Here is a 25,180-nt window from a genome sequence, read left to right as displayed (position 1 = left end):
CGCCTTCAGTGCGGGTCGTCCGGCCTGGACGCCAGCCCGTTCTGCACCTGCAGCTGGTTGTCGATGTTGGCCACGCCCGTCACGCCTTCGACGAGGTCTTCCGCGAGATACCGCATGCGGCGCTCGATCACCGTGCCGGTCAGCGTGACGTTGCCTGCGTTCACGTCGACCTGGATCTTGCGTGCATCGATGTCGTGGCTCTGGGTGAGCCGCTCGTGGATGTCTTCGCGGATGCGTTCGTCCGGACGCGTGTAGTCCTGCGGCCCCATGCCGCGGAACGAACGCCCGATGTCGCGCTGGTGCGTGCCGAGGTCCCAGCCGCCGCGGCTTCCGTACCCGTAACCCGGCGAGCCCGTGCCCAGGCCCATGCCGGTGCCGACGTGGAAGGGCTGGTAGCGCTGGCCGCCACCGAGGTCGAGATCGTCGTCCCAGCCGCTGGCCTCGTAGCCACGACTGTGTTCTTCCCACGTGCCGGCGCGTCGCCGCAGTTCGCGTTCGTCGCGCTCATCGCGTGCGCCGGCGTACGGCGCGCGGCCGCGTTCATCGGTGCGGTAGGCGTCGTCGTAACGCGCCGGTCCACCGCGCTGGGCCTGGCGGTCCGCATCCGGGCCCGCGCGTTGTTCGCGTTCGTTGCGCAGCCACTGCGGTTCGGAATTCCACGTATCCGGATTCTGCGCGCCGCGCAGTCCTTCCCCGCGCTGGCCTTCGCCGCGCTCCCGTTCACCCCTGCCCCATGGTTCTCGATGCTTCATGCGTTGCGCTCCTGGTCCTGGTTGCAAGCACTGCCAATGCGGAAATCCCGCACCTGCAACCACGCAATCGGCATGCCAGAACACGCGTGCGCATGCGTCCCGGAAACGCATTCCGCCTCACGCGTGGCAAACGCGGCATCCCCGAAAGTACGTCTTCCTCGGCGGCCGCCTCGCCCGACGAACCGTGCGCGTGCGCCGTCCTCACATGAATTCAACTTTCCTGAAGCTAGCGTTCCCAGCAATTTGCCCATGGGGATGGGCAACGGAGACCCACCCGTGAACAACGAAAGCCAGCCCGCCCGGCGCACACGCCGCGGCGTTTCTTCGACGCCTGTCACAGAAAGCCAGGTCGCGGTGCTCGAACCGACCGGCCTGGATCCATTGCAGCAGTTGCTTGCCGCGATGACGCAGGTGCGCGACGGCGATTTCTCCGTGCAGCTTCCCGTCCACTGGGAAGGCATCGAGGGCAAGCTCGCCGATGCGTTCAACGACATCGTGGCGCAGAACCGGCGGCTGGCGAACGACATGGCCGGCGTGGCGCGCAAGGTCGGCGGCGAAGGCCGCACGCGCCAGCGCATGCCCGCCGCCAACCGGCAGGGGCAATGGGCCGAGATGGAAGCCTCGGTCAACGGGCTGATCCGCGACATGGCGCGCCCGATCGAAACGATGACCGAAGCGATGGCGGCCGTGGCGAAGGGCGACCTCACCAAGACCGTGCCGCTCGACAGCGACGGCCGGCCGCTGCAGGGCGAGTTCCTGCGCGCCGCGCAGATCGTGAACCGCATGCTCGAGCAGATGAGCGAGTTCAGCTCGGAAGTGACGCGCGTGGCGATCGAAGTGGGTACGGCCGGCCGCCTCGGTGGCCAGGCGAAGGTGAAAGGCGTGTCGGGCGTGTGGAAGGACCTCACCGACTCGGTGAACCAGATGGCCTCCAACCTCACCGCGCAGGTGCGCAACATTTCCGAAGTGACCATCGCCGTGGCGAACGGCGACTTGTCGCGCAAGATCACCGTGGACGTGCGCGGCGAAATCCTGCAGCTGAAGGAAGCCATCAACACGATGGTGGACCAGCTGCGCGGCTTCGCCTCGGAAGTGACGCGCGTGGCGCGCGAAGTGGGTACCGAAGGCAAGCTCGGTGGCCAGGCGATCGTGCCGGGCGTGGCGGGCACGTGGAAGGACTTGACCGACTCGGTCAACGCGATGGCGTCCAACCTGACATCGCAGGTGCGCAACATCGCCGAAGTGACCACCGCGGTGGCGAAGGGCGACCTCTCGCGCAAGATCACGGTGGACGTGCGCGGCGAAATCCTGGAACTGAAGAACACCATCAACACGATGGTCGACCAGCTCAACGGCTTCGCGGCCGAAGTGGTGCGCGTGGCGCGCGAAGTGGGTACCGAAGGCAAGCTGGGTGGCCAGGCCGCGGTGCCGGACGTCGCGGGCACGTGGAAGGACCTCACCGATTCGGTGAATTCCATGGCGTCCAACCTCACCTCGCAGGTGCGCAACATCGCCGAGGTGACCACCGCGGTGGCGAAGGGCGACTTGTCGCGCAAGATCACGGTGGACGTGCGCGGCGAAATCCTGGAACTGAAGGACACCATCAACACGATGGTCGACCAGCTCAACGGCTTCGCGGCGGAAGTGACGCGCGTGGCCCGCGAAGTGGGTTCGGAAGGCCGCCTCGGTGGCCAGGCCGTCGTGCCGGGCGTCGCGGGTACGTGGGCGGACTTGACCGACTCGGTGAACGCGATGGCGTCCAACCTGACGTCGCAGGTGCGCAACATCGCCGAAGTGACGACCGCGGTGGCGAAGGGCGACTTGTCGCGCAAGATCACGGTGGACGTGCGCGGCGAAATCCTCGAGCTGAAGAACACCATCAACACGATGGTCGACCAGCTCAACGGCTTCGCGGCGGAAGTGACGCGCGTGGCGCGCGAAGTCGGTACCGAGGGCCGCCTCGGCGGCCAGGCCGTCGTGCCCGGCATCGCCGGTACGTGGAAGGACTTGACCGACAACGTCAACTCGATGGCGTCCAACCTCACCGCGCAGGTGCGCAACATCGCCGAAGTCACCACCGCGGTGGCCAAGGGCGACTTGTCGCGCAAGATCGCGGTGGACGTGCGCGGCGAGATCCTGCAGCTGAAGGAGACCTTCAACACGATGGTCGACCAGCTCAACGGCTTCGCGGCGGAAGTGACGCGCGTGGCCCGCGAGGTGGGCACCGAAGGCAAGCTCGGTGGCCAGGCGCAGGTGCCGGGCGTCGCCGGTACGTGGAAGGACTTGACCGACAACGTCAACTCGATGGCGTCCAACCTCACCACGCAGGTGCGCAACATCGCCGAAGTCGCGACCGCGGTGGCGAAGGGCGACTTGTCGCGCAAGATCGCGGTGGATGCGCAGGGCGAAATCCTGCAGCTGAAGTCCACGATCAACGTGATGGTGGACCAGCTCAACGGCTTCGCCGCGGAAGTGACGCGCGTGGCCCGCGAAGTGGGCACCGAAGGCAAGCTCGGTGGCCAGGCGCAGGTGCCGGGCGTCGCCGGTACGTGGAAGGACTTGACCGACAACGTCAACTCCATGGCGACCAACCTCACCACGCAGGTGCGCGGCATCGCGAAGGTCGTGACCGCGGTGGCCAACGGCGACCTGCACCAGAAGCTGACGGTGGAAGCGAAGGGCGAAATCGCCGAACTCGCCGACACCATCAACTCGATGACCGAGACGCTGGAAATCTTCGCCGACCAGGTGACCACCGTGGCGCGCGAAGTGGGCGTCGAAGGCCGCCTCGGCGGCCAGGCCAACGTGCCGGGCACCGCGGGCATCTGGAAGGACCTCACGGCCAACGTGAACCAGCTGGCGGCCAACCTCACCACGCAGGTGCGCGCGATCGCGGAAGTGGCCACGTCGGTGACGCAGGGCAACCTGACGCGATCGATCCAGGTGGACGTGCGCGGCGAACTCGCCGACCTGAAGGACAACATCAACGCGATGATCGGCACGTTGCGCGCAACGACCGAATCCAACCGCGAGCAGGACTGGCTGAAGACCAACCTCGCCAAGTTCTCGGGAATGATGCAGGGCCAGCGCGACCTGATCACGCTGGGCCACATGCTGCTCGGCGAACTCGCCCCGCTCGTGTACGCGCAACAGGGCGTGATGTACGTGGTGGAGACCGACGAGCGCCGCGGCCGCAACCGCCTGCGCCAGCTCGCCGGCTACGCCGATTCCGGCGAATCCGATGACGAAGCCCGCACGGTCGAATTCGGCCAGGGTCTGATCGGCCAGTGCGCCGCGCAGGCCGAGATGATCGTGCTCGACGACGTGCCCGCCGGCACCGTGCAGATCGAATCGGGATTGATCAGCGCCGTGCCGCGCAGCGTCGTGGTGCTGCCGGTGCTGTTCGAAGACCAGATCAAGGCCGTGATCGAACTGGCCTCGCTCACCGAGTTCACCCCGTCGCAGCGCGCCTTCCTCGAACAGCTGTCCGGGTCGATCGGCATCGTGCTCAACACGATCGAAGCGACGATGCGCACCGAGCGCCTGCTCTCGCAGTCGCAGCAGCTCGCCGGCGAACTCCAGTCGCAGCAGAAGGAACTGCAGCAGACCAACGAGGAAATCGCGCTCAAGGCGCAATTGCTCGCCGAGCAGAAGACCGAGGTGGAACGCAAGAACCAGGAAATCGAACAGGCCCGCCGCGCGCTGGAAGAAAAGGCGGCGGAGCTGGCGCTCACCTCGCGCTACAAGTCCGAGTTCCTCGCCAACATGTCGCACGAGCTGCGCACGCCGCTCAACTCGATCCTGATCCTCGGCCAGCAGCTGGCGGAAAACCCGGACGAGAACCTCAGCGACCGCCAGGTCGAATTCGCCAAGACCATCCACGCCGCGGGCTCCGACCTGCTGCACCTGATCAGCGACATCCTCGACCTGTCGAAGATCGAGTCGGGCACGGTCACGGTGGACAGCGAGGAGATGACCTTCTCGCACCTGCGCGAAAACATGGAACGCGGCTTCCGCCACGAAGCCGAACGCCGGCGCCTGGATTTCTCCGTCGACTTCCCGTCGGACATCGGCCGTGCGATGCACACCGATCCCAAGCGCCTGCAGCAGATCCTCAAGAACCTGCTGTCCAACGCGCTGAAGTTCACCGAGCGCGGCAGCGTGCGCCTCTCCGCGCACGTGGCCACGCATGGCTGGACCGAAGGCCACAAGGTGCTCGACAACTCGCCCACGGTCGTCGCGTTCGAAGTGACGGATACCGGCATCGGCATCTCCACCGAGAAGCAGCGCATCGTGTTCGAAGCGTTCCAGCAGGCCGACGCCGGCACGTCGCGCAAGTACGGCGGCACGGGCCTCGGCCTTGCCATCTCGCGCGAAATCGCGGGCCTGCTCGGCGGCGAACTGCGCCTGCAGAGCGCGCCCGGCAAGGGCTCGACGTTCACGCTGTACCTGCCGCTGGATTACGTCGGCTCGGGCGAGCCGATCAGCACGGTGCTGGGCAACAAGCAGTTGCAATCGGCCGCCGCGCACGCCGAGCGCGCCTTCGCCGACGTGCAGGACATCGCCGACGACCGCGACCGCCTGGATCCGCTGAAGCCCACGCTGATGGTGATCGAGGACGATCCCACCTACGCGGAGATCCTCCGCGACCTCGCGCGCTCGCGCGGCTTCCAGGTGATCGCGGCCAACCGCGGCGCCGAGGCGCTGCGGCTGGTGCGCGAGTTCCAGGTCAACGCGATCACGCTCGACATCTTCCTGCCCGACATGCTCGGCTGGACGGTGCTGGCGCGCCTGAAACAGGATTCGGCCACGCGCCACATCCCGGTGCAGATCGTCACGATCGAAGAGGAGCGCCACCACAGCATCGAACGCGGTGCGTTCTCCTACCTCGCCAAGCCGGGCTCGGCCGAGTCGATCGAACACGCGCTCGAACGCATCCGCCAGTACACGCTGCCGCGCACCAAGAAGCTGCTGATCGTGGAAGACGACGATCGCGAACGCATGAGCATCGAAGAGCTGCTGCGCCACGACGACATCGAGATCGACACCGCGCAGACCGGCGAACAGGCCATGCAGCGCCTGCTCGAAGCCGACTTCGACTGCGTGGTGCTCGACCTGCGCCTGCCCGACATGACCGGCCTGGACCTGCTGGACCGCATCCAGGACCAGCCGCGCCTGCACGAAGTGCCGATCGTGGTGTTCACCGGCAAGGAGCTCACCGCGCAGGAAGACGCACAGCTGCGCAAGGCTGCGCGCAGCGTGGTGATCAAGGGCGTCGAATCGCCGGAGCGCCTGCTCGACGAGACGTCGCTGTTCCTGCACCGCGTGATCGCCGACCTGCCGCCGCTGAAGCAGAAGATGGTGCAGCGCCTGCACGAGACCGACGATGCGCTGAAGAACAAGCGCGTGCTGGTGGTCGACGACGACGTGCGCAACATCTTCGCGCTGTCCAGCGTGCTCGAGCGCCACGGCATGAGCGTCATCACGGCCGGCACGGGCCACGAAGCCATCGAGAAAGTGGCAGAGGATCCCGATATCGACCTGGTCCTCATGGATATCATGATGCCCGGCATGGATGGATACGACACGATGCGCGCGATCCGCGGGATGCCCGATGCACGTGCGCTGCCCATCGTGGCCCTCACCGCCAAGGCGATGAAGGGCGACCGCGAGAAGTGCCTCGAGGCCGGTGCGTCCGATTACCTCGCCAAGCCCGTCGTCACGGATCAATTGCTCGGAGTGCTGCGTCAATGGCTGCACCGCTGACGCCCGTGCCCGGATCCGGCATGCAACCCGCCGGATCCGCGCCCGCCCCGGTCAACATCCTCCTCGTCGACGACCAGCCGGGGCGGCTGCTCACGTACCGCGCCATCCTCGAACCGCTCGGGGAGCGGCTCGTGGACGCCAGTTCCGGCCAGGAAGCGCTGCAGAAACTGATGCAGGAAGAGTTCGCGCTCATCCTGCTCGACGTGAACATGCCGGGCATGGACGGCTTCGAAACCGCCAGCCTGATCCACCAGCATCCCCGCTTCGAACGCACGCCGATCATCTTCGTCACCGCCGTCAACGTGTCCGACCTCGACCGCATGCGCGGTTACAAGCTCGGCGCCGTCGATTACGTGATGGTGCCGGTGATCCCGGAGATCCTGCGTTCCAAGGTGGTCGTGCTGGCGGAACTGTTCCGCAAGCGTCGCGAACTGCAGCTGGCCAACGAACGCCTGGCCGCGGCCAACGAAGCATTGCGCACCGAGAAGGCGCGCGAACTCGAACAACTCAACGAATCCCTGCGCCTGGCGAACGTCGAACTCGCCCAGCGCAACGTCGACCTGCAATCGCAGATCGGCGAACGCGCGCGCGCCGAAGCGCAGCTGCGCGAGCTGGACCGGCGCAAGGATGAATTCCTCGCCACGCTCGCGCACGAACTGCGCAATCCGCTGGCCCCGCTGCGCAATGCCGTGAGCATCCGCAAGCTCACCGGCGGCGACGATCCGCTGCAGGAAATGATGGAGCGCCAGCTTGGCCTGCTCGTGCGCCTGATCGACGACCTGCTGGACGTCGCGCGCATCAGCCGCGGCAAGCTCACGCTGAAGCCGGAGCCCACGACGTTGCAGCAGATCCTGCATGCGGCGATCGAGACGGCCTCCCCGGTGCTCGAAGCGGGCGCGCATCCCTTGCAGGTCGCGCTGCCGGAAATCGACCTGCCGATGCTCGCCGACGGCGAACGCCTGTCGCAGGTGTTCTCCAACCTGCTCAGCAACGCGGCCAAGTATTCCGACACCGGCCGGCCGATCGAGATCGAAGCGCATCGCGATGGCCGCATGGTGAGCGTGTGCGTGCACGACCGCGGCATCGGCCTGACGGCGCAGCAGACGGGTGACATCTTCGAACTGTTCGCGCAGGTGGATACGTCGATCGAACGCGCGCGCGGCGGCCTCGGCATCGGGCTGACGCTGGTGAAGCAGCTCGTCGAGATGCACGGCGGCGTCATCTCCGTGGAAAGCCCCGGCCTCGAGCAGGGGAGTACATTCCGCGTCAACCTGCCGCTCCGCGACGCCCCCGTGCTTCCTTCCCCCGCGCCCGTCGTTCCTTCCCGCCACGCGCCCGCCGGCACGCGCCGCATCCTGGTGCTCGACGACAACCGCGACGCGGCCGACACGCTGGCGATGATGCTGGAGCTGCTGGGCCACGACGTGCGCCGCCTCTACGATCCGCAGGAAGCCGTGGCGGAAGTCGAGCGCTTCAACCCCGACCTCGTGTTCCTCGACATCGGCATGCCCAACCTCAGCGGTTACGAACTTGCGCGGCGCCTGCGCGCGCAACCCGGCGGCGAAGAGCGCGTGCTCGTGGCCGTCACCGGCTGGGGCCAGCCCGACGACCGGCGTCGCACGGCAGAAGCCGGCTTCGACCACCACCTGGTCAAGCCGCCGGACCTCGATATCGTGCGCACCATCTGCGACGACGCCGTGCGGCTCAGCTGATGGGAGACGCCATGCAATCGCCGACGCAGCGGCCGTGGTTCGACCGGCTCGCGCACGACCTGCGCAGTCCGCTGACGTCCTTGCAGACCGCCGCTTACCTGATGCGCAGCGATCCGGGCGGCAGCAACACGAAGGAACTCGCCGACATCGTCGTGCGCCAGGCGCAGCGCCTGGGCAAGATGATCGAGGAACTCGACGACTGGTCGCGCGCCGAACAGGGTCGCCTGGTCGACGCGACCGAAAAGCTCGACCTCGACGGCGCGCTCGACATGGCGCTGGCCGGCGTGCAGGGCTGCATGGTGGAACCAATGCACGTCGGTGACGACGCGAAGGGCCTCACCGTACGCGCCGACGGCACGCGCTTGCCGCAGTTGTTCCGCACGATGCTGGAGCAGGTGATGGCGCGCGATGCGGATAGCGCGCGCATCACCATTGCGCGGGAAGGCGATCGCGCACTCGTGACCGTGATGGACAACGGGCCGGCGATCGCCGGCGAGGTGCGCGCCACGTTGCTGGACGGGCCGCAGATCCCGCCGCCGGACAACGGGCTGGGCCTGCGCCTGCTCATCGCGCGCGCGATCACCGAAGGCCATGGCGGCGAACTGCGCGTCATCGACGATAGCCAGTCGTCGTTCTGCCTGCGTTGCAGTTTGCCGCTCGCCTGAATGCGCGCGCGGTGACGCCGCGTCGACCACACCTTTTCTAGCCTCGGGCCTCCCCCACCACGCGCACGAGCGCAGCGAGGTCGCCATGCCGCAGGGCAGCAAAGAGGCCTACACCGACAAGCAGAAGCGCCAGGCCCAGCACATCGAAGAGGGCTACGAGAAGAAGGGCGTGCCGGACAAGGAAGCCGAGGCCCGCGCCTGGGCCACCGTCAACAAGCAGGACGGCGGCGGCAAGAAGAGCGGCTCGGGCCGCAAGACGCACCACTGACGATCATTCAAGCTTCGGCAGGCGCTGCGTCTTCGCCGAAGCGTCGTCCCAGATGCGCGCGTCGATCCGCTTCAGCGCATCGCGCAGCTTGAAGCGGTCCGGCGCGCGCAACGTCGTGAATTCATCCCACGTCACCGGCATCGCCACCGGCGCCCCGGGGCGCGCGCGCAGCGACCAGCTCGCCACCGCGGTCGCCCCGCGGCCGTTGCGCAACCAGTCGATGAAGATGCGCCCTTCGCGCTTCGCCTTGCTGGCGGTGGCGACGTAGCGCGTGGGGAAGCGCGCTTCGAAGTCGTGCGCGAAGCGATCGCAGAACGTGCGCGCCTGGTCCCACGAATAGCGCTTCGCGATCGGCACCACGAGGTGCACGCCCTTGCCGCCGGTCATGCGCGCGAAGGATTGCAGGCCGCGTTCGGCGAGCGCGTCGCGCATTTCCTTCGCGGCGGTCTTCACCTTCGGCCATGTGACGCCGGGGTCCGGGTCGAGGTCGAAGATCACGCGGTCGGGTTTTTCCAGCGACGCCACGCGCGAACCCCACGGATGGAATTCGATCACGTTCATCTGCGCGAGCGAGAGCACGCCGGCGAGGTCGTCGATCCAGGCGTACTCCGCGCGCTTGCCATCGTTCTCCGCGATTTCGACCCGATGCACGGCGGCGCCGAAGCTCGCCCCCAGGTGTTTCTGGAAGAAGCGCTCGCCTTCGATGCCGTCCGGGCAACGCACGACCGACACCAGGCGTTCGCCGGTGTCTTCGAGCAGGCGATCGGCCACGGCTTCGTAGTACGCGAAGACATCGCGCTTGGTGATCCCCACGTCGGGAAACACCACGCGATCGGGCGAGCTGAGCGTGGGCAGCGATGCGCCCTTGCGCGCCACGCGTCAGGCGCTCTTCTTGCTCTTCGACGACGGCGTCTTGGTGGCGGCCTTCTTCGTCGCGGGTTTCTTGGCCGCCTTGCGCGCGGTGGCCTTGGCCGGCGCGTCGCCCTTCTTCTCCAGGCTCTTTTTCAGCAGCGCCATGAAGTCGACCACGTTCGTCGTCGCGTCGTGCGCCGGGCCTTCCTCCTCTTCCACCGTCGTCGTCGCACCCTTCTGCTTCAAGCGCTTCTTGATCACGGCGGACAGGCGTTCCTTGAATTCGTCCTTGTACTGCTCCGGATCGAAATCGGCCGCCATCGACTCGAGCAGCGTCGTGGCCATCTCCAGTTCCTTGGGGCTGATCTTCCACTTCGCCACGCCGCCCTCGGGGATGTTGTATTCGGCGATGTCGACGATCTCCTGCGGAAAGCGCAGCAGGATCATCATCAGCGCGTCGTCCTGCGGCGTCACCATCGTCAGGTATTCCTTCGTGCGGATCACCACGCGGCCGATGCCGACCTTGCCGGTCTTCTTCAGCACTTCGCGCAGCAGCACGTAGCCCTTCTCGGCTTTCTTGCCGGGCACGAGGATGTAGGGCTTCTCCAGGTACGACGGCGCGATCTGCTCGCGATCGACGAACGCTTCCATCTCGATCACTTCCCGGTTCTCGCTCGCCGCGGCGGCAAGGTCCTCGGGTTCGAGCACCACGTAGTTGCCCTTCGAGTATTCGAAGGCCTTGACGATTTCCTTCCAGGGCACTTCTTCGCCGGTCTCGGCGTTGACGCGCTCGTACTTCACCGGCGCCTTGTTGCGCGCATCCATCATCCGGAAGTGCAGTTCGTTCCTGCGCTCGCCCGTCATCAGCTGGATCGGGATGTTCAGCAGGCCGAACGACAAAGTGCCGTTCCAGATGGGGCGGGCAGCCATGGCCGGGGCTCCGGGAGTGGGCCTTGCAGCGTCCCTCCGGCCGAGTTGTGGCCGCGTGAATGGCCGGTTTCAGGGCCAAGCCCTTGAATTCAGGCGCCTTGCTGCTTCCCCAACGACGCGACGAACGGTTGTTGCACTGCAACATCCCGAGGTCTATGCTGCACCGCACCATCAGGCATCCCGCCCGGTGGACCCCCGTGGAGTCTCCCTGCCATGTACCAGCAGTTCAACGAACAGTTCGCCGCCGCCTCGCGCCAGTTCGCCGACACCGCGGCGCAGATCAACCGCCTCGCGCTCGACAACGCCACCAAGGTCTTCGGCCTGCAGCTGGCCGCGATCGAAGCCGGCGCCACCGCCACGTTCGCGTTCCTCGGTGAAGTCGCCGAAGTCCGCACCCCCGACCAGTTCAAGACCGTCATGCCGAAGGGCCTGCAGGTCGTCCGCGAGACCGCCGAGCGCAACCTCGCCACCGGCCAGGAAGTCCTCGGCACCACGCTGAAGACCAACGAAGCCATCGGCCAGATCGCCAAGTCGCAGTTCGAAGCCGCCACCGCGCAGGCCAAGAGCAACGTCGAGACGGTCGTGCAGCAGGCGTCGAAGGCGAAGTAAGCCTTCCGCGGCAAGCACCGCAAAACAAAAACCCCGGCAGCGATGCCGGGGTTTTTTTGTGCGCGATGACGGAGGCGATCAGTCGTCTTCGTGGACGATCTTCGGCGCGACGTCCAGCTTGTCGCCCAGCATCCTGCGCACGATCGCGTAGAACACCGGGATGAACAGCAGGCCGAGGAACGTGGCGGCCAGCATGCCGCCGATGACGCCCGTGCCGATCGCATGCCGCGCGTTCGCGCCGGCGCCGGTGGAGATCGCCAGCGGCAGCACGCCCATGATGAAGGCGAGCGACGTCATGAGGATCGGGCGCAGTCGCAGCTTGGCGGCTTCGACCACCGCCTGGCCCAGCGGCTTGCCTTCCTTGCGTTCCTGGATCGCGAACTCGACGATCAGGATCGCGTTCTTCGCCGCCAGGCCGATCACCGTGATCAGGCCGATCTTGAAGTAGATGTCGTTGGGCAATCCGCGCGCCATCGACAACAACACCGCGCCCAGCACGCCCACCGGCACCACCAGCAGCACCGCGACGGGCACCGACCAGCTTTCGTACAACGCGGCCAGGCACAGGAACACGACGATGATCGACAGGATCATCAGCATCGTGGTCTGGCTGCCGGACAGGATTTCCTGGTGCGACTGCCCCGCCCAGTCGTATCCGAAGCCCGCGGGCAGGTCCTTCTCGACGATCGCCTGCATCGCGTTCATCGCCTCACCCGAGCTGTGCCCCGGCGCCTGCGAACCCACGATCTCCACCGCCGCGAACCCGTTGTAGCGCGTGAGCGAGGGCGAGGCGACTTCCCACTTCGCCTTCACCACGTTCGACAACGGGATCATCGTCGGCAGGCCGTCCGCATCCTTGGTGTTGGAGGGCGTGTAGTAATGCGCGAGCGATTCGGGCCCCGTTCGGAACGGACCATCGGCCTGCATGTTCACGCGCTTGACGCGCCCGCCCTGCACGAAGTCGTTGACGTAGATCGGCGCCAGCATCAACTGGATGGCGCTGTAGATGTCACCGACTTCCAGGCCCATCGCCTGCGCCTGCAAGCGATCGACATCGAGCTTCAACTGCGGCGAAGGCTCCAGCGTGTTCGGTCGCACGCCCACCAGCGCCTTGTTTTCGCCCGCCTTGCCGAGCAGCGTGCCCATCGCACCCATCAGCGCGTCGCGTCCCTGGCCGGTGCGGTCCTGCAGGTACATGTCGAAGCCGCCGAACTGGCCCAGGCCATTCACCGTCGGCAGGTTGGCCACGAAGATCTGCGCATCGCGGATCGGGAACAACGCACCGTTGGCGTTCTGGATGAACTCGGTCGCGGTGATCTTGCGCTGGTCCCACGGCTTGAGCTTGATGAAGGCCATGCCGACGTTCTCGCCCTGGCCGATGAAGCTGAAGCCGGACACCTGCATCATCCCGTCGAAGCCTTCCATCTTGTCGACCTTCGCGCGGATCTGTTCGAACACGGCGTTGGTACGACGCAGGGTGGCGCCCGGCGGCAGCTGCACGATGGCGAATGCGTAGCCCTGGTCTTCTTCCGGCAGGAAGCTGCCCGGCATCTTCCAGAACAGGAAGCCGCACCCGATCGCCAACGCCGCGAACACCGCCATCCAGCGCGGCGCATGCCGCACGGCGCTGCCGATGTGCCCGACGTAGATCGTGCTCATCTTCCCGTAGAACTTGTTGAAGGCGCGGAAGATCGGGTTGCGCGCTTCGTGGTGCGCCGAGGGCTTGAGCAGGCTGGCGCACAGGGCCGGCGTGAAGCCCAGCGCGAGGAACGCGGAGAACAACATCGCCATGGCGATGGTGAGCGCGAACTGCTTGTACACCGCGCCCGCGCTGCCCGCTTGCAGGGCGCTGGGGATGAACACCGCCGCCAGCACCAGCGTGATCGCGATGACCGCACCGGTGATCTGGTGCATCGCCTTGCGCGTGGCCTCCTTCGGCGACAAACCTTCCTCGGTCATGATGCGTTCGACGTTCTCGATCACCACGATCGCGTCATCGACCACGATGCCGATCGCCAGCACCATGCCGAACAGGCTGAGCTGGTTGATGGTGAAGCCGAGCACGTACATGCCCAGGAACGTGCCGAGCAGCGCGACGGGGATGACGAGCGTCGGGATGAGCGTGGCGCGCAGGTTCTGCAGGAACAGCAGCATCACCAGGAACACCAGCACCATCGCTTCGCCGAGCGTCTTGATCACCTCGTCGACCGAGATGCGCACGAAGTCCGATGTGTCGTAGGGCGCGAACCACTCCACGCCCTTCGGGAAGCTCGGCTGCAACTGCGCCATGCGCGCCTTGACCGCCGCCGCCACTTCCAGCGCGTTCTCGCCCGGGCCGAGCGACACCGCGAAACCCGCGGCCGGCTGACCGTTCCACTGCAGGTCGAAGCCGTGCGCGGAACCGGAGATCTCCACGCGCGCAACGTCGCGCAGGCGCACCGCGGCACCGCTGGCGTTGGCGCGCAGCAGGATGTTCTCGAACTCCTCGGGCTTGGTGAAACGCCCTTCGGCCGCGACCGACGCGGTGAACATCTGCGTTTCCGGCGACGGTTCGCCGCCCACCTGGCCCGCGGAGAACTGCACGTTCTGCGCGCGCACCGCGGACAGCACGTCGCTGGCCGACAGCCCGTACGCGTGCAGCTTGTCCGGGTTGAGCCAGATGTTCATCGAGTACTGGCCGCCGAACAGCTGCGTGCTGCCCACGCCCGGCACGCGCGCGACCTGGTCGAGCACGTTGGAGGCGAGCAAGTCGGACAGCTCGTCCTTCCCGATCGCCGGATCGCTGGACTTCAGCGCGATGACGAGCAGGAAGCCGCTGTTGGACTTCGACACCGTGACGCCCTGCTGCACCACGTCGCCGGGCAGGCGCGGCGTGGCCTGCGACACCTTGTTCTGCACCTGCATCTGCGCGATGTCGGGATCGGTGCCGGGCTTGAAGGTGAGGTTGAGCGAGGCGCTGCCATCGGAGCCCGACGACGCGCTGAAGTAATCCAGGTTGTCGATGCCGGTGAGCTGCTGCTCGATGATCTGCGTGACCGCGCGTTCGACGGTTTCCGCATTCGCGCCGGGATAGGCGGCGAACACGCCGACCTGCGGCGGGGCGATGTTCGGATACGACTCCACGCCGAGCCCGCGGATCGCGAGCACGCCGGAGATCACGATCATGATCGCGATGACCCAGGCGAAGACCGGGTGGTTGATGAAGTAACGGGACATGGCGGCTCAGCCCTGCTTGGCGGCGGGGGCGGCACCAGTGCCCGCGGGCTTCTCCGGCACGTACGGCACGGCCTTCGCCGGCGCACCCGGTTGCACGCGCTGCAATCCCGACACCACCACCTTGTCGCCCGGCGCCACGCCGGCGCTGACCACCCAGTCCGCGCCGTCCTGGCGTTCCGTCGTGACGTTCTTGCGCGCCACCTTGCCGTCGGCGCCCACGACCATCACGTACGGGCCGGTCACGTCGCGCTGCACGGCGAGTGCGGGCACGCGATACGCGCCGCGCTGTTCGCCCATCGTGGCGCGCACGGTGACGAACGTGCCCGGCAGCAGCATGTGGTCGGGATTCTTCACGCGTGCGCGGATCGCGATCGCGCCGGTGGACGGATCGACCACGTCACCGGAGAAATCGACCGCGCCCGCCTGCTTGTAGACGCTGCCGTCCGACAACAGGATCTGCACGCTGCGCTGGCCGCCGTCGCTGGCCTTGCGCACCTGGTCGAGTTCATCGACGCCGATGGAGAGGTTGACGTACATCTCGTCGATCTGGTCGACGGTGGTGAGCAGCGTGGCGTCGCCCTGCCCGACCAGCGCGCCTTCGGTGACCTGCTGCTTGCCGGCGCGGCCGCTGATCGGCGCGCGCACGGAGGCATATCCGAGGTTGATGCGCGCGGCATCCACCGCGGCCTTGCCCGACAGGCGCGCCGCGGACGCGGAACGTTCCGCGGCGAGCGCGTTGTCGAGGTCCGCCTGCGAGATGAACTTCTGCGGCGCCAGCGTGCGTGCGCGTTCCGCCGCGGCGTGCGCGTTGGCGTAGTTGGCGTTCGCGGTGGCGAGCGCGGCTTCGGCCTGGCCGAGCGCGGCCTGCAACGGCGCGGGATCGATCACGAACAACAACTGGCCCTTCGCCACGTCGCTGCCTTCTTCGTACGCGCGACGCTGGAGCACGCCCGGCACGCGCGCGCGCACATCGGCGCTGCGATACGCGGACAAGCGCCCGACGAGTTCCTTCACCAGTGGCACCGAGGCCGGTTGCACGGTGACGACGCCGACTTCCGGCGGCGGCATGGCACCACCGGGTCCGCCGGGACCTGCGTTGTTGCCTTCCTTGGAGCAGCCTGCGCCGAACGCGGCGATGCAGGCGAGCGTGAGCAGTGCGACATGGGGGGTGCGCATGCGGGTCCTCGAGGGATCGGTTGGAATTTTTGTACCGCGCAGTTTAGCCTCGCCCGCGTTCAGCGGACACCCTGCTGGAAGTCAGGTTGCTTCCGCGTCGTCGCAACGGTTGCGATTGAAACGGCTGCGATGTCGCATCGCGGCATTGGCGCCCTCGACGCAAGGATGCGAAGGAACCAAACGGCTCAGGTCGACGTCTCCGGCCAGCGCAGCAGCCTGGCCATGCGCGCGGGATCGGGCCCTGCCTCGAAGGGCAGCCGCCCCAGGCAAGGCGCACGCAGCCGCTCCGTCAGCAATGCGACGTTGTCGTCGGCGCGCGCCATGTCGGGATCGATGCCGGTCGCGATCCAGCCGGCGAAACGGCCGCCGTCCTCGGCGATCGCCCGCTGCGTGAGATACGCGTGGTTGAGGCAGCCGAGTCGCAGCCCGACCACCAGCACCACCGGCAGGTGCAGCGCGCGCACGAGATCGGCCTGGTGCAGTTGCGTGGACAGCGGCGCGGCCCAGCCGCCGACGCCTTCCACCACCACCACGTCCGCCTGCGCCTGCAGGCGCGCGTGCGCGGCGAGGATCGGCGCCAGCGTGACCGCCACGCCTGCATCGCGCGCGGCGAGTTCGGGCGCGAGTGGATGCGCCAGCGCGAACGGATTGACGTCGGCGTAGTCGGGGCGCGGATCGCTCGCGGCCTGCAACGCCAGCGCATCTTCGTTGTGCCATGCACCGTCGACGAGGTCGCATCCGCTCGCGACGGGCTTCATGCCGACCGCGCGCAATCCTTGCGCGCGCGCCACGTGCAGCAACGCGCACGACACCAGCGTCTTGCCGACGCCCGTGTCGGTGCCGGTGACGAAAAGGCCGCGCCGTGTCATGCGCGCGCCATGCGGTCGCGCCGCGCGCGATACGCCCAGAGCCCGAAGCCCATGATCGAGTACAGCCACATCGGCCCGCCGACGGTGAGGTTGTTGAGGAACCACGGCGGCGCCACGAGCAGGAACATGCTGAGTACCACGCTCGCCGCCGCGCTCGCGGTCATCAACGCATACGCGCCGATCTCGCTCTGCGTGCGGAAGCGCTCGCCTGCATCCAGCTCGAGGAAATCCGCGCGCCGCAGCGCGTGCGCATTGAGCCGCCACAGGATCCACGACAACGCCGCGAACCCCGCGCCGTACACCATGAAGGCCGTCTGCAGGTCGAGCATCCAGTGCGCGTGGTCGATGCCCAGCTCGCTCGGCACGAAGCCGTGCGTGAGCAGCGACAGGCCGCTCGACGTCACCATGCGCAACGGATACACGTACACCAGCACGACGAGGACGAACGACAGGCTCAGCACCGTCGACTTCGCATCCTCGAGCCCGAACCGCCGGCTCCACCGGTTGTGCGCCGTCCAGAACAACGCCAGCAACGCGAAGCACGCGGCGAACGTCGGCACGCGCCGCAGCGCCTCGCGCAATTCGGCGACCGTGTCGGGCAGTTCGTTGTAGAAGATCACCAGCAGCGTCAGCGAGAACGCGAAGGCCGCATCGACGAAGGTTTCGAGCCGCGTGACGCTCTGTCCGCGCAGGCGGAAGCCGTCTTCGACCGGCAGTGGCGACAAGTCCATGGACGCTCCCCTTGCATGCTGCGCGCGGGGGCATGGTAACGAGGTCCGAAGGACCCCGCTGCTACACTCCCGCGCATGTTCACGACCTCCACGCTGTCCGGCGACAAGCCGGCGCAATACGCCCAGCTGGCCGAACAGGCCGCCGCCCTGGTGTACGGCGAGCGCGACCGCATCGCCAACGCCGCCAACCTGTCCGCGCTGGTCTTCAACGCGCTGCCCGACCTCAACTGGGTGGGCTTCTATTTCTTCGACGGCACCGAGCTCGTGGTCGGCCCGTTCCAGGGCCTGCCCGCCTGCATCCGCATCCCGCTCGACAAGGGCGTGTGCGGCAAGGCGGCCACCACGCGCACCACGCAGCGCATCGACGACGTGCACGCCTTCCCGGGCCACATCGCCTGCGACTCGGCCTCGATGTCGGAACTGGTGGTGCCGCTCGTGAAGGACGGCGCGCTGGTCGGCGTGTTCGACATCGACAGTCCGGTTCCCGCGCGTTTCAGCGTTGAAGACCAGGCAGGGTTGGAAACAATCGCCCGTCTTTTCCTGGAGTCGATGGCGTGAGCACGGTCAAATTGCGGAACATCGGTCCCAAGAGCGCGGCGTGGCTGCGCCAGGTCGGCCTGCGTTCGCGCGAAGACCTCGAAGCCGTCGGCGCGGTGGATGCCTTCATGCGCGTCAAGCGCGCGGGCTTCAAGCCGAGCCTCAACCTGCTCTACGCGCTCGAAGGCGCGTTGCTCGACTGCCACTGGCAGGAAGTCCCCGAGGCGCGCCGCAGCGAGCTCGTGCAGGCCGCCGAAGCCGCCATCGCCCTGCTCCCGCCGCCGCGCAACCGCCCGGCCGCCTCGCCCGTCACGACCACGCAGGTCGCCGACAATCACATGGATTCGGCGCCCGCGTTCGAGCTGCTGGACGAACCGGTCGGCGACGCCGACTGACCCGCGGCGCCCGCGCGCCCCACGCTGCAGTACACTGCGCCCGCTTCGTGGTGACCCGACGGCTGTCGTCGAAGGGTTGAAACGGGAAGCCGGTGACGGATCGCACAGCGATCCCATTCCGGCGCTGCCCCCGCAACGGTAGGCACGCAAAGGCCCAGGCATCCGCCACTGTGCATCGCACGGGAAGGCGCCCGGGCCGGGACCGCCCCGCATCGATCGATGCACGGCGGTCCGGCGCGCAAGCCCGGAGACCGGCCACGGAGTCGACTGGTTGCGATGCGGAGGGCATCGCGGCGGCCACGCCGTCGCTGGTTTCGCTGTCCCCCGGCCCCGCGTATCCGCTTCGCTCCCTCCGTCCGCGACTTTCCTTGCTGACCCAAGGCGCGCGGGCGTGCGCGCCGGAGAGCTGAATCCATGTTCCGTACTTCCCTGGCCACTGCGATCGCGTTGGCCGTGTTCCTTCCCTCTTCCCCCGTGCATGCGCAGGACGCGAGCGACGCCGATGCGCTCGACCGCGTCGTCGTCACCGGCACGCGCACCGCGGTCACCGTCGATGATTCGCTCGCGCCGGTCGAAGTGATCGATCGCGCGGAGATCGAGCGCGCGCAGGCGCGTTCGCTCGCCGACCTGCTGCGCGGCCGCGCCGGCGTCAACCTCGTCAACCAGGGCGGCCTGGGCAAGCTCACGACGGTGTTCATGCGCGGCACCGAATCCGACCACACGCTGTTCCTCGTCGATGGCGTGCGCGTGGGCTCGTCGACGTCGGGCCTCACGTCGATCCAGGATTTGCCGGTCGAAATGATCGACCGCATCGAAATCGTGCGCGGCCCGCGTTCGAGCCTGTACGGCTCCGAGGCGATCGGCGGCGTCATCCAGGTGTTCACGCGCCATCCGCAGTCGGGCGTGCGCACGCGCTTCAAGCTCGGCGGCGGCAGCCACAACCTGCGCGAAGCGAGCGCGGGCCTGGACGTGGGCTTCGATCGCGCGTGGTTCGGCGCGGATTACGCGCACCAGTCCAGCGATGGCTTCCAGTCGTGCACGGGGGCGGTTTCGCCCGTGTTCGCGGGTTGCTTCATGGAAAACCCGGATCCGGACAACGACGGCTACGAAAACAATTCCGTCTCGCTGCGCGCCGGCATCAAGCCGGTCGATGCACTCACGCTGGACGCGAACGTGCTGCGCGCCGAAGGCCGCAACGAATACGACGCGGAACCTGCGTTCGGCTTGCCCGACCTGTCCAGGACGCTGCAGCAGGTCGTCGGCGGCAAGGCGAAGTACGAACTGGCGCGCAGCACGTGGACCTTGTCCGCCGGCCGCAACGTCGATCGCTCGGTGCAGTCGCGCGACAACGATCCGCTGGGCAGCTTCGAGAGCAAGCGCGACGGCGCGTCGCTGCAGGGTGACATCCGCGTGGCCGAGGGACACCTGGTCACCGCAGGCTTCGACTGGGCGCGCGATGCGGCGGTGATCCTGGATGCGTTCGATCCCTTCAGCAACGTGGTGCGGTCGCGCAACAACCGTGCGGTGTTCCTGCAATACCAAGGCGACCTGGGCCGAAACGACGTGCAGGCAAGCGTGCGCCACGACGACAACGAACAGTTCGGCGGGCATTCGACCGGCAGCCTCGCGTGGGGCATCGACCTGTCGCACGGCTTGCGCGTCTCCGCCAGCGCCGGCAACGCATTCAAGGCCCCGACCTTCAACGAGTTGTACTTCCCGTTCTACGGCAACCCGGACCTGTCGCCGGAAACCTCGGACAGCTTCGACATCGGCCTGGGGCAGCGCCACGACGCATGGCATTGGCAGCTCGATGCCTACCAGACGCGCATCGACGACCTGATCGTCTACGACAGCACCTTGTTCATGGCGAACAACCTCGAACAGGCGCGCATTCGCGGCGCCGAACTCACGGCCGGCACGACGCTGGGCGGCTGGGACATCACCGGCGCGGCGAGCTGGCTCGACCCGCGCAACCGCAGCCGGACCAACGACAGCGAGAACTACGACAAGCTCCTGCCGCGTCGTGCGCAGAAGACCGCGCGCCTGGACGTCGATCGCGCATTCGGTGATTGGCGCATCGGGGCCACGGTGATCGGCGAAGGCCGTCGCTTCGACGACGTCGCCAACACGCTCGAAGTCGCCGGCTTCTCCACGCTCGACCTGCGCGCCGAGTGGCGCGTGGCCGATGCCTGGACGCTGCAGGCGCGCGCGAGCAACGTGTTCGACCACGACTACGAGACGTCTGCGTATTACGCGCAGGCTGGTCGCGAATACGGGTTGACCTTGCGGTATTCGCCTGATTGAACAAGACCGTGGGCGCGGCAATAAGGCCGCGCCCACGGCCGTTCACGACGTGAGTCAGATTCACGTCAATCCGCCACTTGCGGTCTCCCCGACGGGCCGAACCCTCTTTGCGGCGCCGTCCAGTCGCATCGAGGGTAGCGTTCCGATACCGACGTTCACTGCCACCCGCTGACCGGCCCGCGCGCCGCGAGCCGTGCTCCTTTGCATGCGAGATCACTCGCACGCGAGGGCGCCATGTTCAAGGTCAACAATCTCATCGTCAGCCTGATCCCCGGCGCGAAGCTCGACATCAACGAGTGCGGCAATTGTTCGCCCGACACGCACTGCAACGGGTGTACGAACCAGTACAGCGATTGTCCCGGAGGCTGCAGCAACCAACGCTCCGACTTCAGCGAACACTGCCCGCCGCAGTTCGAGGATCCCGCCGAACTCGTGAAACTCGAAGCTCTCCTCGAGCAGGCGCTCGTTCGGGTTCGCGCGCGCCACCGTGAACGCGCCACCCTGCGGCCGCGTTCGCTCCAGGAATCCGATGCCCTCATCGAGCGGCTGCAGGCAACACTGAAGGAAGTCGACGCCCTCAAGCCCGTGCAGGCCGACAAGCCTGAGGTAACGGTGATTCCGCCCGCCGGCATGTTCCGCGTCCGCGATCTGTTGATCAGCGTCCTGAAACCTTTCGACACAGCCGCCGACTCGGGTTGCCCGGGCTGTACGTGCGTCGCGGGCTGCTCGGGGGCGACCGGTTGCACAAACGCGTCGACCAGGGAAGATTTCGATCCAATGGAAGAGCGCGAGCGCTTCGAGCTCCAGGCGTTGCTCGGCCACGTCACCATCGCCACCGGTGTGAATGGCGCGGCGCGCGCGCCGACCACGAGCGCGGAGATCACCGCGTTGCGAGCGGCGCTGCAGGATGCGATCGCCCGGCTTGAGCGCGTCCGTGCACTGTCAGGCGAACAGAAGCGTTGAATCTGCTGGACGCCACGTTCCGCACGAGCGCCGCCTTCGAACTCGTGCAGTTCGAGCGCATGGCGACGACCGAGCAGCGCACCCTCGCAGGGTTGCGCAATGATCCTGAGTGTTTCGGTGTCCTGAAGCCAGCGCGCGACGGCGAAGACATGAAGGCCGTCTGCCTGCGCACCGCACTGCTGTGGCTGTCGCTACGCACGCCCGGCGCGCTGCCGCGATGCCTGCTCGATCCGGACGAAGGTGTCGCCAACGCCGCAGTCGCACGCCTCGTGCTGGACCACATCATCGAGATCGAGACCGAGCGCGGGTTCGTTGGTGGTGCCGCGTGGTGTCCCATCGAACGCCCGGACGCAAATCTCGTCGGCGAAGGCGTCATCGGGCGCCTGTCGCTGGATGCGCTTCGATACGCGGCCGCGTTGCGCCTGCACGATCCGCTGGTGTTGTCCTCCCGCCTGTACGACTACTTCCGGCTGCCGCAGACGCCGGAGATCGTTTCGTCGCTCGGCGAGGCAGCCGAACGCGCGGGAATCTGGCGACTCGCGCCGCCGCTGGAGTGGTCCACGTCGACGACCGAATACTGGCGCTATTTCTCACGCCGAGGGGCCCCGCCCGCGCGCTGCAAAGCATATGTCAGCCCGATGCCGTCTGCTTTCGTCGAGGTCTTCGAACGATTGATGAAGGTGTTCGATGCGCTGCCGGTGTGTGGCTTCAAGATCGGGTCGGACACCGAGCAGCTACTTAGGCCCGACAAATGCGTGGTCTATCTCCCGGATCGAAAGGCGCTCGAGGAGTTGTGCGCCGCGTTGTCGCCGATCGTTGCAACGCTGCCTGCGCATGGCGTTCCCTTCACGGCGGCGCTGGAATCGCGTGGCGTTCTGTCCTGGGGAGCAGACCCACCCCGGGATGACGCGCGCCTTCCTTGGCAAGGTCCCAGCTGGCGTCGATGGATCACCGATCGTCTTGCCGTGACCTTGTGCGGTGGCGCCCGCCTGGCCGAATCGCCGCTGCAATTCGCGCTGGAGCGCCTGCGGCTCGAGGGCGTCGACACGACCACGTGGGCGCCCCTCGACCCGGGGGTCCATCCCGCTCATGCGTGAGTCGTTGGCCGAAGCGCTGGTCCTTCACCCCGACGTCCGGGTCACGCCGGTGTCCGCGCTCGACCCCAGCGTGCGCGACCAACTGGCCGAGGACGCACACAGCGTGCAGAGCCGAGTCCGGAGCCGCGCGACATCCCGAACGCTCGATGCGGCGGGCGCCGAACTGCTCAATGCGTTCGGCACCCCAACCACGGTGGCGGATGCCATTGTCGACTTCGCGCTGCGCCACGCGCTCGATCCGAGGCAAGTCCTGATGGAGGCCTATCCCCTGCTTCGGCAGTGCAGGCGAGAGGGGGTGCTGGTTGCCCCCGGAGAGTCCGGTGCCAACGCACTCGCTCCGACCCTGTCGCGCGGCGGTGCATTCGACGTGTTGCATTGCGTGCAGTCGCTGGAAGACGTTGAGGTTTATTGCACGGGATCGGACGGGGGCGGCACGGCAGCATTGAAGATCGCCCGTCCAGGCGTAGATCGGAATGCGGCATTCGACCGCGAGCGCGCAATGCTGGCGCATGCCGACGGCTGCTGCGTGCCGAGACTGATCGAAGCGGGCACTTGGGAGGGTCGCGACTTCCTGCGACTGGAATGGATCGAGGGCCGAGATCCGCTGCACTGGGCAAAGGAGGCCTCGCTGCCTGCGCGCGTCACCTTAGGCGTTGCGATCCTCCGCGCCTGCGCCGCGTTGCACGATCGAGACATCGTCCATGGCGACATTCATGCGGGCAACGTCCTGGTCGATGCTGATGGCATGGCGACCATTCTCGATTTCGGACTGGCGCGCGTGGTGTCGGCGCACGCCGGAACAGTCCCTCGCGGAGGAAATGCGCTCTATTTCGAACCGGAGTACGCGCAGGCCAAGCTAGCCGGTGCGCCGCCACCGGCCGCCACATTTCGTAGCGAACAATATGCCTTGGCCGTGCTCGTGTACCGTTTGCTCTTCGACAAATTCCCGATCGCGTTGTCGATCGACCAGCAGCGCGCCTGGGAGGAAATCGCGACGACGCCGCCGATCGGGGTGGGCTTGGGCGGGGTCGATTTTCGACGAGACGCCGATGCGATATTCGCGCGAGCACTGAACAAGGATCCGGCTGAGCGCTTCGACGACCTGCATGCATTCGCATGCGCGCTGGAAGGCTTGGCGACATGCGCGGGCGAATCGGCCCTGACCGATGCCGCCGTCACGGGGGACGACGAATCGCGTGCGTTCATCGACAGCATCCTGAAACGATACGACTGGGACAGTCCGCTGCTGGAAGGACCGTGGCCTCGCGACGCCACGGCCTCGGTAGCGTTTGGCGCCGCCGGGATTGCGCTGATGCACTTGCGCGTTGCGTTGCGTCGCGAAGATCCGCGCTTGTTGGCGCTCGCCGATGCGTGGGCGTGCCGGGCCGTGCGGGAATCGCATACGCCCACCGCCTTCGAAAGCGCGGACCTCGATCTCACGCAGCGCACGGTGGGCCTTGCATCGCCGCTACATGCGCATGGCGGTCCGCACACCGTCGCTGCGTACGTGGCGATCGCGCGACGGGATCGCAATGCACTCCGCGTGGCGATCGAAGCGTTCATCGCGTCCACCCACCAGCCGGCTCAGGGACTTGACGCTACCGTGGGGATTGCAAGTGTCCTTCTAGGCTGCGCGAATTTGCGCGAACAGCTCGTGCGCAACGCATTGCCCGTACCCACCACGCTAGATGGCCGAGGTGGCGAATTGCGTAGATCGCTCTGGCGCGCCCTGCGCGACGCGCTTCCCGGTGACTCCAAGGGACCTTCCTACTTCGGCATCGCACACGGTTGGGCGGGAATCCTTTACGCCACGCTCCGCTGGGATACGGCACAGGATCAATGTTCGCTCGCTGGCGTGCGCGAGGCGTGCGATGCATTGGCGGGCTACGCGCAGCCCTGGGGGCTAAACGCTTTGCGCTGGCCGCGGGGCGCCGGATCTGCGGAACGCTCGGCCTTCTGGACGGGCTGGTGTCATGGATCGGCTGGCTACGTGCACCTCTGGCTCGCCGCATGGCGCGCATTCGGCGATGAGGACTACAAGGCGCTGGCGCGCGGCGCGGCGCGCCATGCCGCTTCCGATCCGCATGCCGTCGGGCAGTTGTGCTGCGGGACGACCGGCCAAGCCTACGCGTTGCTGGACATGCACCGCAGCGAGCCGTCCGCGGAATGGCGCGATGCGGCGCGCGATCTTGCAAACCGTGCCATCGCAGCGTCCGGATCGGCAAAGTTGACGGCTCACAGCCTGTACAAGGGCGAGATCGGGACTGCGATCCTCGCCGCCGAACTGGACGACCCTTCCGGCGCCCATTTCCCCTTTTTCACCGCGTGAGCAAACGCG

Annotated in this window: 18 protein-coding genes and 1 riboswitch; of the genes, 11 read left to right on the top strand and 7 right to left on the bottom strand. The window is 67.1% G+C overall.

Annotation, left to right across the window (positions count from 1 at the left end):
• Positions 1-5: 5 nt before the first annotated feature.
• Positions 6-752, bottom strand: a complete 747-nt coding sequence (locus LYSCAS_RS08190; RefSeq protein WP_213433386.1) for a BON domain-containing protein — start codon at positions 750-752, stop codon at positions 6-8.
• Between the two features lie 354 nt (positions 753-1,106).
• Between LYSCAS_RS08190 and LYSCAS_RS08185 the strand changes: the two genes are divergently transcribed.
• From LYSCAS_RS08185 to LYSCAS_RS08170, 4 genes are all read left to right on the top strand, one after another.
• Positions 1,107-6,518 (top strand): HAMP domain-containing protein, encoded by a 5,412-nt coding sequence (locus LYSCAS_RS08185; protein WP_213433384.1) that lies wholly within the window; start codon positions 1,107-1,109, stop codon positions 6,516-6,518.
• 20 nt (positions 6,519-6,538) lie between these two features.
• A complete protein-coding gene (locus LYSCAS_RS08180) occupies positions 6,539-8,230 on the top strand; it encodes a response regulator (RefSeq protein ID WP_213433382.1) in 1,692 nt (563 codons plus the stop codon).
• A gap of 11 nt (positions 8,231-8,241) precedes the next feature.
• A complete protein-coding gene (locus LYSCAS_RS08175) occupies positions 8,242-8,895 on the top strand; it encodes a sensor histidine kinase (RefSeq protein ID WP_213433380.1) in 654 nt (217 codons plus the stop codon).
• An 85-nt stretch (positions 8,896-8,980) separates the two neighbouring features.
• Positions 8,981-9,163 (top strand): hypothetical protein, encoded by a 183-nt coding sequence (locus LYSCAS_RS08170; RefSeq protein WP_213433378.1) that lies wholly within the window; start codon positions 8,981-8,983, stop codon positions 9,161-9,163.
• 3 nt (positions 9,164-9,166) lie between these two features.
• Here LYSCAS_RS08170 and ligD read toward each other — a convergent pair whose 3' ends face one another.
• Complete coding sequence (ligD, locus tag LYSCAS_RS08165; RefSeq protein WP_213433375.1) at positions 9,167-10,039, bottom strand: non-homologous end-joining DNA ligase; 873 nt, start codon at positions 10,037-10,039, stop codon at positions 9,167-9,169.
• Positions 10,040-10,042: 3 nt separating this feature from the next.
• On the bottom strand, positions 10,043-10,945 hold the full coding sequence (ku, locus tag LYSCAS_RS08160; protein ID WP_213433373.1) for a non-homologous end joining protein Ku: 903 nt from the start codon (positions 10,943-10,945) through the stop codon (positions 10,043-10,045).
• A 213-nt stretch (positions 10,946-11,158) separates the two neighbouring features.
• Here ku and LYSCAS_RS08155 point away from each other — a divergent pair, with 213 nt between their 5' ends.
• On the top strand, positions 11,159-11,554 hold the full coding sequence (locus tag LYSCAS_RS08155; RefSeq protein WP_213433371.1) for a phasin family protein: 396 nt from the start codon (positions 11,159-11,161) through the stop codon (positions 11,552-11,554).
• 78 nt (positions 11,555-11,632) lie between these two features.
• On the opposite strand, the gene LYSCAS_RS08150 is transcribed toward LYSCAS_RS08155, so the two are convergent.
• From LYSCAS_RS08150 to LYSCAS_RS08135, 4 genes are all read right to left on the bottom strand, one after another.
• On the bottom strand, positions 11,633-14,770 hold the full coding sequence (locus tag LYSCAS_RS08150) for a multidrug efflux RND transporter permease subunit (protein ID WP_213433370.1): 3,138 nt from the start codon (positions 14,768-14,770) through the stop codon (positions 11,633-11,635).
• Between the two features lie 6 nt (positions 14,771-14,776).
• On the bottom strand, positions 14,777-15,946 hold the full coding sequence (locus LYSCAS_RS08145; RefSeq protein WP_213433369.1) for an efflux RND transporter periplasmic adaptor subunit: 1,170 nt from the start codon (positions 15,944-15,946) through the stop codon (positions 14,777-14,779).
• 185 nt (positions 15,947-16,131) lie between these two features.
• On the bottom strand, positions 16,132-16,815 hold the full coding sequence (bioD, locus tag LYSCAS_RS08140; RefSeq protein ID WP_213433368.1) for a dethiobiotin synthase: 684 nt from the start codon (positions 16,813-16,815) through the stop codon (positions 16,132-16,134).
• Positions 16,812-17,546 (bottom strand): TMEM175 family protein, encoded by a 735-nt coding sequence (locus LYSCAS_RS08135; RefSeq protein WP_213433367.1) that lies wholly within the window; start codon positions 17,544-17,546, stop codon positions 16,812-16,814. The genes bioD and LYSCAS_RS08135 overlap by 4 nt, the downstream gene beginning before the upstream one ends.
• A 75-nt stretch (positions 17,547-17,621) precedes the next feature.
• Here LYSCAS_RS08135 and LYSCAS_RS08130 point away from each other — a divergent pair, with 75 nt between their 5' ends.
• From LYSCAS_RS08130 to LYSCAS_RS08105, 6 genes are all read left to right on the top strand, one after another.
• The gene (locus LYSCAS_RS08130) at positions 17,622-18,104 is read left to right on the top strand and encodes a GAF domain-containing protein (RefSeq protein WP_213433366.1); all 483 of its coding nucleotides are present in this window, start codon (positions 17,622-17,624) and stop codon (positions 18,102-18,104) included.
• A complete protein-coding gene (locus tag LYSCAS_RS08125) occupies positions 18,101-18,478 on the top strand; it encodes a TfoX/Sxy family protein (RefSeq protein WP_213433364.1) in 378 nt (125 codons plus the stop codon). Before LYSCAS_RS08130 ends, LYSCAS_RS08125 begins: the two co-directional genes overlap by 4 nt.
• A 31-nt stretch (positions 18,479-18,509) precedes the next feature.
• Positions 18,510-18,752, top strand: a riboswitch (cobalamin riboswitch).
• Positions 18,753-18,892: 140 nt separating this feature from the next.
• On the top strand, positions 18,893-20,782 hold the full coding sequence (gene btuB / locus LYSCAS_RS08120; protein WP_213433362.1) for a TonB-dependent vitamin B12 receptor: 1,890 nt from the start codon (positions 18,893-18,895) through the stop codon (positions 20,780-20,782).
• A 234-nt stretch (positions 20,783-21,016) separates the two neighbouring features.
• Complete coding sequence (locus LYSCAS_RS08115) at positions 21,017-21,745, top strand: hypothetical protein (protein WP_213433360.1); 729 nt, start codon at positions 21,017-21,019, stop codon at positions 21,743-21,745.
• Positions 21,746-21,804: 59 nt separating this feature from the next.
• On the top strand, positions 21,805-22,842 hold the full coding sequence (locus LYSCAS_RS08110; protein WP_213433358.1) for a hypothetical protein: 1,038 nt from the start codon (positions 21,805-21,807) through the stop codon (positions 22,840-22,842).
• 4 nt (positions 22,843-22,846) lie between these two features.
• Positions 22,847-25,171 carry a lanthionine synthetase LanC family protein gene (locus tag LYSCAS_RS08105; protein WP_213433356.1) on the top strand — a complete coding sequence of 775 codons (2,325 nt, stop codon included), beginning with the start codon at positions 22,847-22,849 and terminating at the stop codon, positions 25,169-25,171.
• Positions 25,172-25,180 lie beyond the last annotated feature (9 nt).

Source organism: Noviluteimonas caseinilytica, assembly GCF_018406605.1.
In the GTDB taxonomy this organism is placed as follows: Bacteria; Pseudomonadota; Gammaproteobacteria; order Xanthomonadales; family Xanthomonadaceae; genus Noviluteimonas; species Noviluteimonas caseinilytica.
This window is presented reverse-complemented; position numbering and strand designations above follow the sequence as displayed.

What these genes read in the sequence shown, in the direction of transcription:
- LYSCAS_RS08175 (WP_213433380.1), top strand. Translation starts at nt 8,242, where the DNA reads ATGCAATCGCCGACGCAGCGGCCGTGGTTCGACCGGCTCGCGCACGAC.
- btuB (WP_213433362.1), top strand. Translation starts at nt 18,893, where the DNA reads ATGTTCCGTACTTCCCTGGCCACTGCGATCGCGTTGGCCGTGTTCCTT.
- bioD (WP_213433368.1), bottom strand. Translation starts at nt 16,815, where the DNA reads ATGACACGGCGCGGCCTTTTCGTCACCGGCACCGACACGGGCGTCGGC.
- LYSCAS_RS08130 (WP_213433366.1), top strand. Translation starts at nt 17,622, where the DNA reads ATGTTCACGACCTCCACGCTGTCCGGCGACAAGCCGGCGCAATACGCC.
- ku (WP_213433373.1), bottom strand. Translation starts at nt 10,945, where the DNA reads ATGGCTGCCCGCCCCATCTGGAACGGCACTTTGTCGTTCGGCCTGCTG.
- LYSCAS_RS08150 (WP_213433370.1), bottom strand. Translation starts at nt 14,770, where the DNA reads ATGTCCCGTTACTTCATCAACCACCCGGTCTTCGCCTGGGTCATCGCG.
- LYSCAS_RS08155 (WP_213433371.1), top strand. Translation starts at nt 11,159, where the DNA reads ATGTACCAGCAGTTCAACGAACAGTTCGCCGCCGCCTCGCGCCAGTTC.
- LYSCAS_RS08110 (WP_213433358.1), top strand. Translation starts at nt 21,805, where the DNA reads ATGGCGACGACCGAGCAGCGCACCCTCGCAGGGTTGCGCAATGATCCT.
- LYSCAS_RS08190 (WP_213433386.1), bottom strand. Translation starts at nt 752, where the DNA reads ATGAAGCATCGAGAACCATGGGGCAGGGGTGAACGGGAGCGCGGCGAA.
- LYSCAS_RS08145 (WP_213433369.1), bottom strand. Translation starts at nt 15,946, where the DNA reads ATGCGCACCCCCCATGTCGCACTGCTCACGCTCGCCTGCATCGCCGCG.
- LYSCAS_RS08135 (WP_213433367.1), bottom strand. Translation starts at nt 17,546, where the DNA reads ATGGACTTGTCGCCACTGCCGGTCGAAGACGGCTTCCGCCTGCGCGGA.
- LYSCAS_RS08115 (WP_213433360.1), top strand. Translation starts at nt 21,017, where the DNA reads ATGTTCAAGGTCAACAATCTCATCGTCAGCCTGATCCCCGGCGCGAAG.
- LYSCAS_RS08170 (WP_213433378.1), top strand. Translation starts at nt 8,981, where the DNA reads ATGCCGCAGGGCAGCAAAGAGGCCTACACCGACAAGCAGAAGCGCCAG.
- LYSCAS_RS08180 (WP_213433382.1), top strand. Translation starts at nt 6,539, where the DNA reads ATGCAACCCGCCGGATCCGCGCCCGCCCCGGTCAACATCCTCCTCGTC.